At 67.0% G+C, this 14,981-nt stretch carries 11 protein-coding genes; 3 read left to right on the top strand and 8 right to left on the bottom strand.

From position 1 onward, the window contains the following. Positions 1–3: 3 nt before the first annotated feature. The 4 genes from LCM32_RS09815 to LCM32_RS09800 form a co-directional block, all read right to left on the bottom strand. Positions 4–1,218 carry a carbohydrate ABC transporter permease gene (locus LCM32_RS09815; RefSeq protein WP_224820867.1) on the bottom strand — a complete coding sequence of 405 codons (1,215 nt, stop codon included), beginning with the start codon at positions 1,216–1,218 and terminating at the stop codon, positions 4–6. Positions 1,219–1,333: 115 nt separating this feature from the next. Then, positions 1,334–2,569, bottom strand: a complete 1,236-nt coding sequence (locus LCM32_RS09810; RefSeq protein ID WP_224820866.1) for a carbohydrate ABC transporter permease — start codon at positions 2,567–2,569, stop codon at positions 1,334–1,336. A gap of 70 nt (positions 2,570–2,639) precedes the next feature. Next, positions 2,640–3,992 (bottom strand): ABC transporter substrate-binding protein, encoded by a 1,353-nt coding sequence (locus tag LCM32_RS09805; RefSeq protein ID WP_224820865.1) that lies wholly within the window; start codon positions 3,990–3,992, stop codon positions 2,640–2,642. A 405-nt stretch (positions 3,993–4,397) separates the two neighbouring features. After that, on the bottom strand, positions 4,398–5,156 hold the full coding sequence (locus LCM32_RS09800) for a tyrosine-protein phosphatase (protein ID WP_224820864.1): 759 nt from the start codon (positions 5,154–5,156) through the stop codon (positions 4,398–4,400). Positions 5,157–5,713: 557 nt separating this feature from the next. On the opposite strand from LCM32_RS09800, the gene LCM32_RS09795 reads away from it, so the two are divergent. Beyond that, entirely contained in the window at positions 5,714–6,802 is a 1,089-nt protein-coding gene (locus LCM32_RS09795; protein WP_224820863.1) for a Hint domain-containing protein, read from the top strand. Between the two features lie 493 nt (positions 6,803–7,295). Here LCM32_RS09795 and hisG read toward each other — a convergent pair whose 3' ends face one another. Genes hisG through hisS form a run of 3 tightly spaced genes read right to left on the bottom strand, consistent with a single transcriptional unit; the run spans position 7,296 to position 10,588 of the window. Then, complete coding sequence (hisG, locus tag LCM32_RS09790) at positions 7,296–7,991, bottom strand: ATP phosphoribosyltransferase (RefSeq protein ID WP_224820862.1); 696 nt, start codon at positions 7,989–7,991, stop codon at positions 7,296–7,298. Continuing rightward, positions 7,988–9,076 (bottom strand): ATP phosphoribosyltransferase regulatory subunit, encoded by a 1,089-nt coding sequence (locus tag LCM32_RS09785; protein ID WP_224820940.1) that lies wholly within the window; start codon positions 9,074–9,076, stop codon positions 7,988–7,990. Before LCM32_RS09785 ends, hisG begins: the two co-directional genes overlap by 4 nt. Positions 9,077–9,088: 12 nt before the next feature. Beyond that, positions 9,089–10,588 carry a histidine--tRNA ligase gene (gene hisS, locus LCM32_RS09780; RefSeq protein ID WP_224820861.1) on the bottom strand — a complete coding sequence of 500 codons (1,500 nt, stop codon included), beginning with the start codon at positions 10,586–10,588 and terminating at the stop codon, positions 9,089–9,091. A gap of 257 nt (positions 10,589–10,845) precedes the next feature. On the opposite strand from hisS, the gene LCM32_RS09775 reads away from it, so the two are divergent. After that, a complete protein-coding gene (locus LCM32_RS09775) occupies positions 10,846–11,064 on the top strand; it encodes a SlyX family protein (protein ID WP_224820860.1) in 219 nt (72 codons plus the stop codon). A gap of 60 nt (positions 11,065–11,124) precedes the next feature. On the opposite strand, the gene LCM32_RS09770 is transcribed toward LCM32_RS09775, so the two are convergent. Beyond that, the gene (locus tag LCM32_RS09770) at positions 11,125–11,277 is read right to left on the bottom strand and encodes a hypothetical protein (RefSeq protein ID WP_224820859.1); all 153 of its coding nucleotides are present in this window, start codon (positions 11,275–11,277) and stop codon (positions 11,125–11,127) included. 127 nt (positions 11,278–11,404) lie between these two features. Here LCM32_RS09770 and dnaE point away from each other — a divergent pair, with 127 nt between their 5' ends. Further along, a complete protein-coding gene (dnaE, locus tag LCM32_RS09765; protein ID WP_224820858.1) occupies positions 11,405–14,914 on the top strand; it encodes a DNA polymerase III subunit alpha in 3,510 nt (1,169 codons plus the stop codon). The last annotated feature ends 67 nt before the right edge of the window (positions 14,915–14,981 follow it).

The raw sequence follows: 14,981 nt of genomic DNA, 5'->3' as shown, positions 1-14,981 counted from the left end.
GTCTTATCCTTTCACCGAGCCTGCGGTCAGGCCCTTGGTCATGAAACGTTCCAGCCCGAGGAAGATCACCATGATCGGCAGCGTGGCGATCACCGCCCCGGCCATCAGGTGCTGGCGCGGGATCTCGGAGGAATTGAGCATCGTCACCCCGCGGGTGAGCGTGAATTTCGACGGGTCGTCCAGCAGCATGAAGGCCAGCAGGAACTCGTTCCAGGCGATCATGAAGACGTAGAGCGAGACCGAGGCCAGCGCCGGCAGCGCCAGCGGCAGGGTGATCTTCCAGATCACGGCGAGGCGCGAGAGCCCGTCCATGAGCCCCGCTTCCTCCACCTCGGCCGGCAGGCCGCGGAAATAGCCCTGCAGCATGTAGAGCCCCACGGGGATCGTGGTCACCGGGTAAATGATCACGATGCCGAAGATCGTGTTGCGCAGCCCCGCCATGGAGAAGCCGATGTAGATCGGCAGGGCGAGGACGATCATCGGAACCATGTAGATCAGCAGGATCCCGCGGGAGAAGGCCTTGGCGCCCCGGAAGCGCAGCCGCGCCACGGCGTAGGCGCCGGGGATCGAGAAGGCCAGCGTGATGATCACCGTCAGCACCGAGACATAGAAGGACGTCCAGAGGTAGGTGCCGAAGTTGAAGTCCCGGAAAAGCTCGATGTAGGAGCGGAAGAGATCGACACCCCGGCCGAGGTCGAGCGAGAAGTCGAGCGGGTTCTGGAGCAGCGCCTGCTGGCTCTTCAGCGAGGTCATGACCATCACGTAAAAGGGGATGATCACGATCGCGGTGAAGAAGATGTAGCCGAAGCCGGTGAGGAAGCGGATCACCGCGGCCTCGAAGACATGGCGCGTCAGCGGTCCGGGTGTCACCCCCTTCAGGATCGCGCCCATGCCGATCCCGGCAGAGAGCGCCGTCACCAGCAGCGAGATGAGGACCGAAAGCGCGCTGACCCCGGAGCCGATCTGCACCGGGCCCGCGCCCGCGAAGCTCAGCGCCGCGACCACGACGAAAGTCAGCCCCGACACCGCCCAGCGGTTCGGCAGGTAGAGCGGCGCCAGCCCCGAGACGAGCCCCGCCACGAGGATGCCGATGAGCCCGGGGCGGAACCCGGCGCCGGTGGCGAAGGACATGGCCACCGCCACGGTCACCGCCACCACGGCCATCCAGAGCACGCCAAGCAGCGCACCGGTCACATGTCCCTGACGGATCGCAGTCATGCCCGGACCTCCCGGGCCTGCACGGGCCCTCTCATCCACTGTTCGAAAATATCCCCGCCGGAGGCTCCGACGGCGCGGCCGGACGCCCGGCCCGTGGTGATCGCGAAACGCATCCTCACAGTCCCTCCTCCCGGCTCATGGTCTTGAAGAAGAGGATCGAGAAGATCAGCAGGCAGAGGAAGACCACCACCGCCACGGCGGCCCCGGCCCCGATGTTGGAGAGCGCGAAGGCCTGCTCGTAGACATTCACCGTCAGGGTCCGCGTGCCCGCGTTGCCCCCGGTCAGCAGGAAGATGTCGTCGAACTTGTTGAAGGTCCAGATGAAGCGCAGCAGGAAGAGGACCGAGAGGATCCCCAGAAGCTGCGGCAGCGAGAGGTACCAGAACTTCTGGAACGGCGAGGCGCCGTCCATGTCCGCGGCCTCGTACATGTCGGTGTCGATCGACTGCATCCGCGCGAGGATGAAGAGGAAGGACAGCGGGAAATAGCGCCAGATCTCGAAGAGCGTGACCATGATCAGCGCTAGCGGCCGCTCCCCGAAGAAGTTGATCGCCTGGCTGCTCACGCCCATCTGCACCAGCAACGCATTGGCCGAGCCCGAGAAGGGATCGAAGAGCGTCACCCAGGTGAAGGCCACGGCGATCACCGGGGCCACGTAGGGGAAGAGGTAGAGACCGCGCAGTATGCCCTGCCCGCGGAAGCTCTTGTCCAGCAGCATCGCCGCGAAGAGACCGACTACAAGCGCCCCGATGGTCCCGAAGACCGCGTAGAAAAGCGTGATGCCCAGAACCGACCAGAACTCGCCGCCATCGAAGACCATGCGGAAGTTGTCGAGCGTGAAGGTGGCGTCGGTCAGCACGTTGCGGCCCTTGCCGGTGACGACGGGTTCGCTGGCCTCGGCCGCCGCCTCGACGGCCTCCGCATCGCCCTCCAGCGTGACGGGGACCCGGATACGCTCGTTGAAGCCGCCCTCGATATCGCCGAAATCGCAGGTCAGCCGCTGCCCATCGAGGGAACAGGCGCCCTCGACCTCGCCCGTGGGCACAAGGCCCTCGGGCAGCGTGTCACTCAGGGTGACGCCCGCGATCGGATCGGTCCGGGAGGAATTGCGCAGCCGGTATTCCACACGCATGTCATCGCCCTCGCCGCGCAGACTTTCGCGGACAATGGGCGCGGTGGGACGCAGGTCGGCCAGCTCGACCGGCTTGAAGGAAATCCAGAAAATCGCCAGCAGCGGCACGATCACCACGAGGGAGACGCTCAGCAGCGTGGGCGCCAGCAGGCCCCAGGCCAGCCGGGCCTCGCGCTTGGCCAGCGGGCCTCGGCGGGTGGGAGGGGTCAGGTCGGTCATGAGGGGGCCGGAAATTGGGGCTGAAACAGGACGGCCCCGCCGGGAAGGCGGGGCCGCGTCAGGATCGGCGTTACTGGATCTTGGCCAGTTCGTCGTTCATCATCTCGACGGTGGCCGCAGCATCACGCGCGCCGTCCAGGTACTCCCGCACGGCGCGGTTGATGACCTGCGAGTTCACCATCTTGGAGGCGAGGCCAAGCTGCCCGTCCTTCACGCCCCAGCGCTGCGCGCTGTCGAGGCCCGCGACGATCTCGTCGATCATCTCGGGGGCGTAGAGATCGCCGAGCGGCGCCTTGCGGTCCACGCCCACGGGCAGCTCTGCCCAGGCGTCGGCGAACTCGGTCGGGTTCTCCTCGGTGCCGCGGCGGATCGGGAACTTGCCCTCCGGCGCGATCGCCAGCGTGTTCATGTAGCCTTCGCCCATGGAGTATTTCACGAAGTCGATCGCATCGTCGATCTCGGCGTCCACGGTGATGCCGAACATGTTCATCTCGGACCATGCGGCGCCATCGGGGTTCGACGGGCCCGCGAAGTTCGTCACGATGCCGGTCTTGGAGGCCAGCTCATCCGAGGTGGGATCATCGTTGATCGTGGGCGGGGCGCTGTCACGCAGGCCCGCCAGTTCATCAAGGATGAAGGGCGACCAGATGATCATCGCCGCGTGGCCGGCGAAATAGACCTCGCGCGACTGCTTCCAGAACAGATCCCCCGGGGGCGAGGCCTCGGCGATCTTCTTGTAGAACTCCAGCGCCTCGATGGTCTTGGCCTCGTCCAGCGCCATGAACCCGTCGGGGCCCACCGGGCTGATCCCGTTGGCGAGGAAGACATGCTCCAGCACCTGGCTCATGAAGTTGTCGTCGACCTTGGTGGCGGCGACGAAGCCGTACATCTCGGGCGGGTTCGACAACTTGTCGAGCGCGGCCTCGACCGCGGCATAGGTGGTGGGCGCGTCCAGCCCGTTCTCCTCGAAGAGATCCTTGCGGTAGAGGATCATCTGCGTCCAGCCATCGACCGGCACGGAGGCCACGCCGCCGTCATAGGCCGCCATGGCCATGGCGCCGGGAGCAAAGGTGTCCTCGCCCAGGTCCTCGACCACCTCGGTCGCCGCATCGGCGTCGAGGATCCCCGCCTCGGCCCAGGGCAGCGCGTATTGCAGCGGGTGGTAGATCACGTCCGGCAGGTCGCCCGCCGCGAAGGCGGCGGTGGCGCGGGTGCCCAGCTCGCTTTCGGTGACCGGGATCACCTCGACCGCGATACCGGTCTCGGCTTCGAAGTCCTTGGCCATTTCCTGCTGCTTGGCCAGACGCTCGGGCTGTTCCTCGGTGGTCCAGAACCGCAGGTCCTGCGCCTGTGCGGCGGCGGCGCCCAGAACCAGCGCAAGGGCCGCGCTGCTCAGAAGCCGGTGGGGTCTTTGAAATGTCATTCTCTTGCTCCTCCCGTCGGGTGGTACGTGCTCAAAAATCTTCAGGACGCGCCGGGCGGCCATCCTGCGAACTCGCGGCATCCGGGCAGGCGAAATCGGCCCGGAGCCTTGGCATCGGCGCGGCAACTGGTCGTTTTCGACGCTGGCCCTCCCTGCAGCCTGCCCTGAATTGGCAGGCCCGGCTGCGGGTCAAAGATGACGCGGCTGCCCGGGGTGTCAAGGGCAGCGCCGTCCGGATAGGTTTACTTATCCATTTACGGCAAAGGCTTGAGCGATTTTACAGGTAAAAGGCATGCAATTTGAGGCATTGCGCCGCGTGCCGTCTTTTGCGGGATTGTGTTGGCGGCGCGCCTCGGGGCGCAGGCCAAAAACGACATGCCCCAACGTCACTTAGCGCCCGCACCGTCAGGCCGAGATCAACCAAGACGCGAGTTTTTCGCGCGTCTCCGCATCAACCCCGACTGCGGCCATATAGCCGGCCGCCCCGCCGAACCCCGCATCGAGCCAGTCGATGACCCGGCGCATCGCCTCCGGGGGGCTGGCGAGGATCCGGTCGGCGGCCTCGGCCGGTGTGCCCCGGTCCAACATCCTCTCACGCAGCATCGCCATCAGCGCGGCACCGTGGCTGGCCGTCAGGGCAAAGTCCTCGATCACCGCGGCGCGGGTGACCCCGGCATTCAGCAGCAGCAGCGCCACGATCAGCCCCGTGCGGTCCTTGCCCGCGGTGCAATGGATCAGGACCGGCCCGCTCTCCTCTGCCGCGGCGATGGTGCGCAGCGCGCAGGAGAACCCGGGGCGACAGCTGTCGAGGGCGATCAGATACCGCTCCGCCATGTCGAAGCGGTCGCCGGCATCACGTGCCGCCTGCTCGGCCGGGGCGAGGCCGTCATAGAGCGGAACATGGGCGCGCAGGATGCCCGGCAGGCGATCTGCGGGGTTAGGCGCGCGCTGCGCCTCCTCCTCGCCGCGCAGATCGACGATGTGGCTGAGCCCGCAGCGCCCCAGTTCAGCCCGGTCGGCGGCGGTCAGCCCACGCAGGGCATCGCCACGCCACAGACGGTTCGGACGCGTCCGGCCCCCCGCCTCCAGCGGCAGATGCCCGAGGTCGCGCAGATTGTGGACCCCATGCAGGTCCCGCGGCAGCTCGCGCGGCGTCTTGGTCATCTGGTCTGGCTCCCCCTCTGCGCGGCCACCGCCGCGTGATCCCGTGGCACCATCCTGTGCCATGGACGGTCCTGCAATCGCAATCCGTGGACAGGGGAGAAACCCCGGCCTTGCGGGGCGCGTCCTGGGATCGCGGATACTCAAACGAGAGAACCAGGATGGCTGCGCATCCCGGTCCATCGTGCGGCGCCTGCCGCGGCCCGGGCAGGGAGGAGACATCCCGGGACTGACCTTAAGATACCACGGCACCCGGCCCGCGCGAAACAACCCTGGATTGTGTCGCGATCTCTGCGCCAAAATTGAAGCAATTGCGCAACATGCGGGCAATCGCCCAGACAACAGGCGACGCAAAACCGGGCAAATGCCCTCCAATGCTGCAAATTTGGCGGGCAGATTGAATATCCGCCCCCGAAGGCGACAGCGCGTCACCCGCGGGCCGCCGGAGCTTCTCAGGGTCTGGCAACTGAGACGTTTTCCTGCGCCCCGTTCCGTGGTATACAGCAGCCATAAACGGAGGATCCGCAACAGGATCCCCACGAGCAGACAATGAGGCAGGCATGAGAACGTGCATTCGTGGCACGTTCGTCATTTCCTGGTCGCAGACAGAAGTGGATGGCATCGCCGGTGCCACGGTTTCCGCCCTTACGCCGGGCACGGTCTGGCGTTGGCACGGAGAGCCGTTGCGCGTCGACGGTCCCGGTGCGGTCTTGCGGCTGGAGCGGACGGATGAGCAGATCGCCCTGCATCGCCGGGCAGCCCCGGTGGTGCGCCGTCTCGTGGGGCGAGCCCTTGCGGGGCAGGACGCGCAGCCCGACCCGGCAGAGGACGACACGCCCTTTGCCGACAGCGGCTTCGACGTCACCGACGGGCGGCACGCCTACCGTGTCACGCTGATCGACCTCGGCCCGAGTCTGCAGCCCCTGCTGATGTTCGTCGACCAGATCCCGCCCGCCAACCGCGACCTGTGGATCGTGCGGTGCAGCCTAGAGCGCAGCCGCTCCCCCGGCCTCGACCGGGCGCGGCGCGCGCCGGATGCCCCGGGCGCAGGTGTGATCTGCTTTGCCCCCGGCACCCGCATTCGCACCCCGCAGGGCCCGCGCCCCGTCGAGACGCTCCGCCCGGGGGAACTGGTCCTGACCAAGGACGCCGGGGCCGCCCCGATCCGCTGGATTGGGCGCCGCCACATGTCGGGCGCGCGCCTGATGGCCATGCCGGAGCTGCGCCCGATCCGCATTCGCGCGGGCGCCTTCGGGCTGAACCGCCCCGAGGGCGAGTTGATCGTCTCTCCCGGGCACCGGATGCTGGTGCGCGGCCCCGTGGCGCAGCGGCTCTTCAACACCGAGGAAGTGCTTGTCGCCGCGCGCGATCTGGTCGACGGGCGGTCCGTGCGCCGTGATCTGGAGATGGCCGAGGTGACCTACATTCACCTGATGCTGGACAGCCACCAGATCCTCTTTGCCAACGGCACCGAGGCCGAGAGCTTCCACCCGGGCAGCGCGGACCTGTCGCTTCTGGGCGCGCAGGACCGTGCGCGGCTGCAGGAGGTCTTCCCGCAGGTGACCCGCGACCCGGCCTCCTATGGCCACTACGCCCGCCGCCTGCTGAGCCATCCCGAGGCGGCGATCATGCGGCACAAGGCGGCCTGAGGAGGGCCGGAGGCCGACCGGCAGAGACGCTGCACGGCCAGGCATGATTTCCTGCGCATGCAGCATCATGCCCGGCCGCTAGGACCACGCCCCGGGCAACCGCCCGCCCCTCACTTGCCCGCCGCAAGCACGGAGCCGCGCATCGACGGCGCGCGCGGGGGCGAACCTGACCTCGCTGGCCACCACTTTATGGCAGCCAAGCTCGCCCCTCTCTCGAAAGCGACCACCCAGCCTCACCAAATCGCCGCCGCGTGGGGGCCTGCCTGCGATGCGCGGCGGCCTGCGACCTTGTCCCGCGCGGGTGGTGTCATCGCCGCAGAAACGAAGAAATTCGACGGCGCAGGGACTTGAACCCGGAGGCGGCGCTCCCGACAGAGCGGTTCGACCGGCCATGGCGATAGTCGCGGCCTGAGCCTTGCCCCAACGAGAAGGCCCTGCCCCAAAAGAAAAAGGCGGCCGAAGCCGCCTTTCGTCCCGCGCCACCCAGGGCCGTTCAATCCACGCCCAGCTTCGCCGCCAAGGCCGCCATCGCCGCGCGGTCCGCATCGTCCATCGGCGCCTTGCGGGCCCGGAACAGCGTCGCCTGCGAGCGCAGGATCAGCCCGTCGTCGAGGATCTTCAGGTGGTTCGCCCGCAGCGTCTCGCCGGTGGAGGTGATGTCCGCGATCGCCTCGGCGGTCTCGTTCTTCACCGTGCCCTCGGTCGCGCCCTGACTGTCGACCAGCTGGTAGTCGGCCACGCCCTGATCGCGGAAGAAGTCCCGGACGAGGCGATGGTACTTGGTCGCGATCCGCATCCGGAAGCCGTGCTTGCGCCGGAAGGCCGCCGCCGCCGCATCCAGATCGTCGAGCGTGTCCACGTCGACCCAGCACTGCGGCACCGCGATGATCAGGTCCGCCTGCCCGAAGCCGAGCTCGGCCAGCTCCTCGACCTGCTGGTCCCACTGGGCCAGCTTCTCGTGCACCAGATCGGTGCCCGTCACGCCGAGGTGGATGCGCCCGGCCGCCAGCTCGCGCGGGATTTCCCCCGCCGAGAGCAGCACCAGTTCCACCCCGTCGGCGCCTTCGACGCGGCCCGCATATTCGCGGTCCGATCCGGCGCGCGACAAGGTCACGCCCCGCGCGCCGAACCAGTCGAAGGTCTTTTCCATCAGCCGCCCCTTGGACGGCACGCCAAGCTTCAGGGTCATGCCCGGCCCTCCATCAGGTCCAGCATCAGGCCGGGGCGGATCACGCCGCCGACCGCCGGGATTTCGATGCCACCGCCCAGCACACGGGTCAGCGCGTCGTAGCGCCCGCCCACGGCCACGGGCGACAGGTCGGGCCGGCCCTCCACGGCAAAGCTGAAGACGAAGCCATCGTAATATTCCATCTGCGCACGGCCATGGGCGACCTCGAAGTCGAGGTTCGCCACGTCCACGCCACGGGCCTCCAGCGCGGCGCAACGGGCCGCGACCCGATCCACCGCCGGCAGAAGCGCGGGCAGGTCCACGGCGATGTCGCGCAGGTTCTCCAGCGCGAAGGGCAGTTTCTCGCGGACGTTCAGCACGGCCTCGATCAGCTCGACCTGCTCGCGGCTGAGCGGCGCGGCGGCCGCCTCTTCGCGCAGCGCGTCGAGCCGTTCGGCCACTTCCGCCCGGCTGCGCAGCCCGGTATCGACCTTCACCCCGGCGAAGGGATCGGCCGAGGCCAGCAGCTCACGACGGGTCTGCGCCATCGGCTCCTTGCCCGAGAACTTGTCGATCAGCGCCCGGAAGCGGCGCGGCCGCCAGATGTGGCGCAGCAAGGCGCGCTTGCGCCGCTCCGTCGTGTCGAGGCCCGACACCGTCGCGGCAAGGATGCCCATGTCCCCGGTCGAGGCCTTCAGCCCCAGCGGACGCACCACGCTTTCGATCAGGGCATAGACCTCGGCATCGGCGGCGGCCGGGTCGGAGCCGTCGAAGACCTCGTAGCCCACCTGCGAATATTCGCTGGGGCGGGAGGGGTCTTCTTCCTGACGGCGGAAGACCTCGCCGGCGTAGGTATAGCGCGCGGGCTCGGCGCCCTGCGCCATGTGCATCTGCACCACCGGCACGGTGAAGTCGGGGCGCAGCATCTGCTCGCCCCGCAGCGGATCGGAGGTGACATAAGCGCGGGCGCGGATGTCCTCGCCATAGAGGTCGAGCATGACCTCGGCGGGCTGCAGGATCGCAGGCTCCACCGGGACGGCGCCCTGCGCCTCGAAGAAGGCCCGCAGACGCGCGGCCTCGGCCCGGTAGGGGGCGCGGTCGTTCACGATGCTCATGGCTCAGCCCAGCCCGTTCTCGGCGAGGATCTCGCGCAGCTTGGCCACCAACTCTGCACGAGGCACCTCGTACTGGCTGGGGCGTTCCTTCCATTCTTCCAGCGTCGCGTTCTCGGCGATCTTGGCGCCGAGGATCAGGTCCTTGACCTGCACCACGCCGCGCGCCTTCTCGTCCGCGCCTTCGATGACGGCGGCGGGGCTCTGACGCTTGTCCGCGTATTTCAGCTGGTTGCCGAAGTTCTTGGGATTGCCGAGGTAGACCTCGGCCCGCAGGCCCGCGTTGCGCAGTTCGGCCACGATGGCCATGTAGTCGGCCATCCGGTCGCGGTCCATCACGGTCACCACGATGGGGCCAGCTTCCTTGCCACCGATGCGGCCCTTGGCATGGAGCGCGGCCAGAAGCCGGTCGACCCCGATGGAGACACCGACGGCCGGCACTTCCTGCCCGGTGAAGCGCTTCACGAGGCCATCATAACGCCCCCCGCCCGAGACCGAGCCGAACTGCCGCTTGCGGCCCTTCTCGTCGAGGATCTCGAAGGTCAGCTCCGCCTCGAAGACGGGGCCGGTGTAATAGCCGAGGCCGCGCACGACGGAGGGGTCGATGTCGATCCGCCCGGTGTCATAGCCCTGCCCGTCCAGCAGCGCCGCGATGGTTTCCAGCTCTTCCACGCCCTCGGCCCCCACGGCAGAGCCGCCCACGGCGGCGCGCAGGTTGGCCAGCGTCCGGGCCGGATCGTCAGCCTTGGAGGTCAGGAAGGCGATCACCGGTTCGGCTTGATCAGCCGAGAGGCCGACGCCGTCGATGAAGGCGCCCGACGCATCGAGGCGGCCCTTGGTCAGCAGGTCGCGCACGCCATCGGCACCGACCTTGTCGAACTTGTCGATGGTCCGCAGCACGGCATCACGATCCGCGCCGCCCTCGTCGGACAAGCCCATGGTTTCCAGAACGCCGTTCAGAACCTTGCGGTTGTTCACGCGCACCGCGTAGTCGCCGCGCGGGATGCCGACCTCTTCAAGGCAATCGGCCAGCATGGCGCAGATCTCGGCATCCGCGGCCATGGAGGAGGTCCCCACGGTGTCCGCGTCGCATTGGTAGAACTGCCGGAAGCGGCCCGGGCCGGGCTTCTCGTTGCGCCAGACGGGGCCCATGGCATAGCGCCGGTAGGGCGTGGGCAGATCGTTGCGGTGCTGGGCGTAAACACGGGCCAGCGGCGCGGTCAGGTCATAGCGCAGGGCCAGCCAGTCGCCGGGCTTGTCGCCCTCGGCGTCCTCCTGCCAGGCAAAGACGCCCTCGTTCGGGCGGTCCACATCGGGCAGGAACTTGCCCAGCGCCTCGACGGTCTCCACCGCGCTGCTTTCCAGCGCCTCGAAGCCGTAGCGATGGTAGACCCGTGCGATCTGGCTCAGCATATGGCTGCGTTCGGTCACCTCGGTGCCGAAATAGTCGCGGAAGCCCTTGGGCGTCTCTGCCTTGGGGCGGGGGGTCTTCTTCACCTTGGCCATCGGGTGGTCCTCTCAGCCTGTCTCGCCGCGCGGTCTAGCCCAAGGGCCACAAAGGGGCAAGCGCAGCCCTTTGCAGACAGGACCTTTGTAGACAGGACCTTTGCAGAGTGGGCCATGACAGGCTGGGCCTATGAAGTTCGGCCCCGGACGGATAAGAGAGCGCCGGTCGCGACATTGCGTCAGCCACCGAAACAGCGGATTATGTTTCCTGCGGAAACCCGTTAGGCTCGACACCGGCTGGATCAGGGGGATCCGAGATGACACAGAAGCACACCCAGTTGCCGCATGCACTGGAAGAACACCTCGCGCATCTGACGCGCACGGTCGAGGAACTGTCGGACGTTATCGCCCGGCAGGAGACTGAAATCGCGATGCTGACACGCCGCGTCCAGATCCTGATGGAACGCGAAGCCGAGCGCGAAGCCGCCGCACCCGGGTCCATCTACATGGGTGACGAGAAGCCGCCACATTGGTGAGGCCGCAGGGCGACCTGCACCAGATGCCGAAAAAGCGCGCCGGTCAGGCGCGCCACGCCATCAGTTGGCGTAAATCATGGCAACGTGGACCTTGTTGATCCGCCCCGTCGGCACGTCCTTGGGATCGGGCTGAGGTGCGGATTGCGGCTGGCCGCTGTCCATGCAGCCAGCAATGAGGAAGGTCGAAATGACCGCGAAGAGTGCTCGTTTCATCAGTTCAGGCCTTTGTTTTTCACTGTCCCTTAGACTTTCTGATACCCCGTAGCAGGGGCCTGCGTCCAGATCGCAGAGCCGTGATACGACCTTTTCCCCGCCGACTGGCGAGGATACGCTGACGCACATGAGCGAACCGCGATTCATCCACCTCCGCACCCATACCGAATATTCGTTACTCGAAGGCGCCCTGCGGCTGAAAAAGCTGCCGGCACTTTGCGACAAAATGGATATGCCGGCCGTCGCCGTGACGGACACCAACAACATGTACGCGGCGCTGGAATTCTCCGTCTACGCCTCGGGCGCCGGGGTGCAGCCGATCATCGGCTGCCAGGTGGATGTGACCTATCTGGAAACCCAGCCGGGCGAGAAGCCCAAGCTGCCCGCAGGCGTCGTGCTGCTGGCCCAGAGCGAGGCGGGTTACGAGAACCTGATGAGGCTCTCCTCCTGCCTTTACGTCGACGCGGGCGGCGCGCTGCCGCAGGTTTCGCTGGCGCAACTGCAGGAATTCTCGGAGGGGCTGATCTGCCTTTCGGGCGGGCCGAACGGCCCCGTGGGGCAGCTTCTGCGCAGCGGGCACCGGCCCGAGGCACAGGCCTTCATGACCCGGCTGTCGGAGATTTACCCCGATCGGCTCTATGTCGAGCTGCAGCGTCACCCCGGCGAGGGCGGCCTGCCCGAGGCCGAACGCCTGACCGAGCGCGGCTTCGTCGAGATGGCCTATGCCATGGACCTGCCGCTGGTTGCCACGAACGACGTCTACTTCCCCAAGTCGGACATGTACGAGGCCCACGATGCGCTGATCTGCATCGCCGAGGGCGCCTATGTCGACCAGGCGCATCCGCGCCGCCGCCTGACGCCGCAGCATTATTTCAAGTCGCAGCAGGAGATGGTGACGCTCTTCGCCGATCTGCCCGAGGCGATCGAGAACACCGTCGAGATCGCCAAGCGCTGCGCCTTCATGGCCTACAAGCGCGCGCCGATCCTGCCGCGCTTTGCCGATGACGAGGTCGAGGAACTGCGCCGTCAGGCGAAGGAGGGTCTCGATGCCCGTCTCGCCGTGATTCCCCATGCCGCGCCGGTCGAGGAATATTACGAACGGCTCGAATTCGAGATGGGCATCATCGAGGGGATGGGCTTCCCGGGCTACTTCCTGATCGTTGCGGACTTCATCAAGTGGGCAAAGGAACACGACATCCCCGTCGGGCCGGGCCGGGGCTCGGGTGCAGGGTCGCTCGTCGCCTATGCGCTGACGATCACCGACCTTGATCCGCTGCGCTACTCGCTGCTCTTCGAACGCTTCCTGAACCCGGAACGGGTGTCGATGCCCGACTTCGACATCGACTTCTGCATGGACCGCCGCGAAGAGGTGATCCGCTACGTGCAGGAACGCTATGGCCGCGACAAGGTGGGGCAGATCATCACCTTCGGTGCGCTGCTCTCCAAGGCGGCCGTGCGCGACATCGGGCGCGTGCTGCAGATGCCCTATGGCCAGGTGGACCGGCTGTCCAAGATGATCCCGGTGGAAGGGGTGAAGCCCGTCTCCATCGAACAGGCCCTGCAGCAGGAGGAACGCCTGCGGATCGAGGCCCGCAACGAGGAGGTCGTCGACCGGCTGCTGAAATACGGCATGCAGGTCGAGGGGCTGCTGCGGAACGCCTCGACCCACGCGGCGGGCGTGGTGATCGGGGACCGGCCGCTGGACCGGCTTGTGCCGCTCTACCAGGATCCGCGCTCCGACATGCCGGCGACCCAGTTCAACATGAAATGGGTGGAACAGGCCGGGCTGGTGAAGTTCGACTTCCTCGGCCTGAAGACGCTGACCGTGATCCAGAACGCGATCCAGCAGATCCACTGGGGCGGGCGCGACCTGCATGTCGCCGCCGACGGCACCCGGCTTTACGAGCCCGCACCGGGGGCCGAGAACCAGATCAACGCCATCCCGCTGGACGACGCGCGCACCTACGACCTCTACTCCAAGGCCAAGACGGTCGCGGTCTTCCAGGTGGAAAGCTCGGGCATGATGGATGCGCTCAAGCGCATGAAGCCCACCTGTATCGAGGATATCGTTGCACTCGTGGCGCTCTACCGGCCCGGCCCGATGGAGAACATCCCGGTCTACTGCGAGGTCAAGAACGGCCAGCGCGAGATCACCTCGGTCCACCCCACGATCGACCACATCCTCGCCGAGACGCAGGGCATCATCGTCTACCAGGAACAGGTGATGCAGATTGCTCAGGTCATGGCGGGCTACAGCCTTGGCGGCGCGGACCTTCTGCGCCGCGCCATGGGTAAGAAGATCAAGGAGGCTATGGACGCCGAACGCCCCAAGTTCGAGAAGGGCGCGGGCGAGAACGGCGTGGACGCCAAGAAGGCCTCGGAGGTCTTCGACCTTCTGGAGAAATTCGCCAACTACGGCTTCAACAAGTCGCACGCGGCGGCCTATGCGGTGGTGTCCTACCAGACCGCCTGGCTGAAGGCGAACCACCCTGTCGAGTTCATGGCCGGCGTCATGAACTGCGATATCCATCTCACCGACAAGCTGGGCGTCTACTTCGAAGAGCTCAAGAAGGCCCTCGGCCTGCCCTGGGTGCCGCCCTGCGTGAACCGCTCGGACGCGACCTTCAAGGTGGTGGACGGCGCATTGGTCTATGCCCTCGGCGCGCTCAAGAACGTAGGTCTTGAGGCGATGAAGCTGGTGACGGACGGCCGCAAGGTCGATGGCCGCGACAAGCCCTTCGTGAACCTCTTCGACTTCGCCCGCCGGGTGGAGCTGAAGAAGGTCGGTAAGCGGCCGCTGGAGATGCTGGCGCGGTCCGGCGCCTTCGACGAGATCGACAGCAACCGCCGCCGCGTCTTCGAAAGCCTCGACGGGCTGGTGCAATATTCCGCCGCGATCTGGGAGCAGAAGACCTCGAACCAGGTGTCGCTCTTCGGCGAGGCGGGCGATGACCTGCCCGAACCGCGCCTGACGCCCTGCAACGACTGGCTGCCCGCCGAACGGCTGGGCGAGGAGTTCAAGGCGGTCGGCTTCTACCTCTCGGGCCACCCGCTCGACGATTATGCCTCGGCGCTGAAACGGGCGGGGGTGATGACCCTCGACGACGTGATCGCCAAGGCCCACAACGGCCCCCATGTGGCCAAGATGGCCGGGATCGTCGCCGGGCGGCAGGAACGGAAATCCGCCAAGGGCAACCGCTTTGCCTTCGTGCAGCTCTCCGACACCACCGGGGCCTTCGAGACGATGCTGTTCTCGGACGTGCTGGAGGTCTCGCGCGACAATCTCGAGACCGGCTGCAAGGTGGTGATGACGGTCGAGGCGACGATGGAGAGCGACCAGCTGCGCCTGCTCGCACGGTCCGTCGCGCCGGTGGACAACGTGGTGGCCGATGCGGGCGGCGGCGGGCTCCTCGTCTATATCGAGGAAGCCGCCGCGATCCCGGCGGTCGCGGGCATCCTTGAGGGCGCGCGGGAGGCGGCGAAGAACGCGGCGCGCGGCCCGGTGCGCTTCTGCCTGATGGACCCGGGCCTGCCCGGCGAGGTGGAGATCGACGCGGGCCAGCAATTCCCGGTCTCGCCCGAGATCCGCGGCGCGATCAAGAGCCTGAATGGGGTGATGGCGGTCGAGGACCTGTAACCGCCGCCCCCTCCGGGCACCCAAGAATTTTCGAAAATTCTTGGCAAAATTCTTCGAAGAATTTTGG

Source organism: Pseudooceanicola nanhaiensis (genome assembly GCF_020171315.1).
In the GTDB taxonomy this organism is placed as follows: domain Bacteria; phylum Pseudomonadota; class Alphaproteobacteria; order Rhodobacterales; family Rhodobacteraceae; genus Pseudooceanicola; species Pseudooceanicola nanhaiensis_A.
This window is presented reverse-complemented; position numbering and strand designations above follow the sequence as displayed.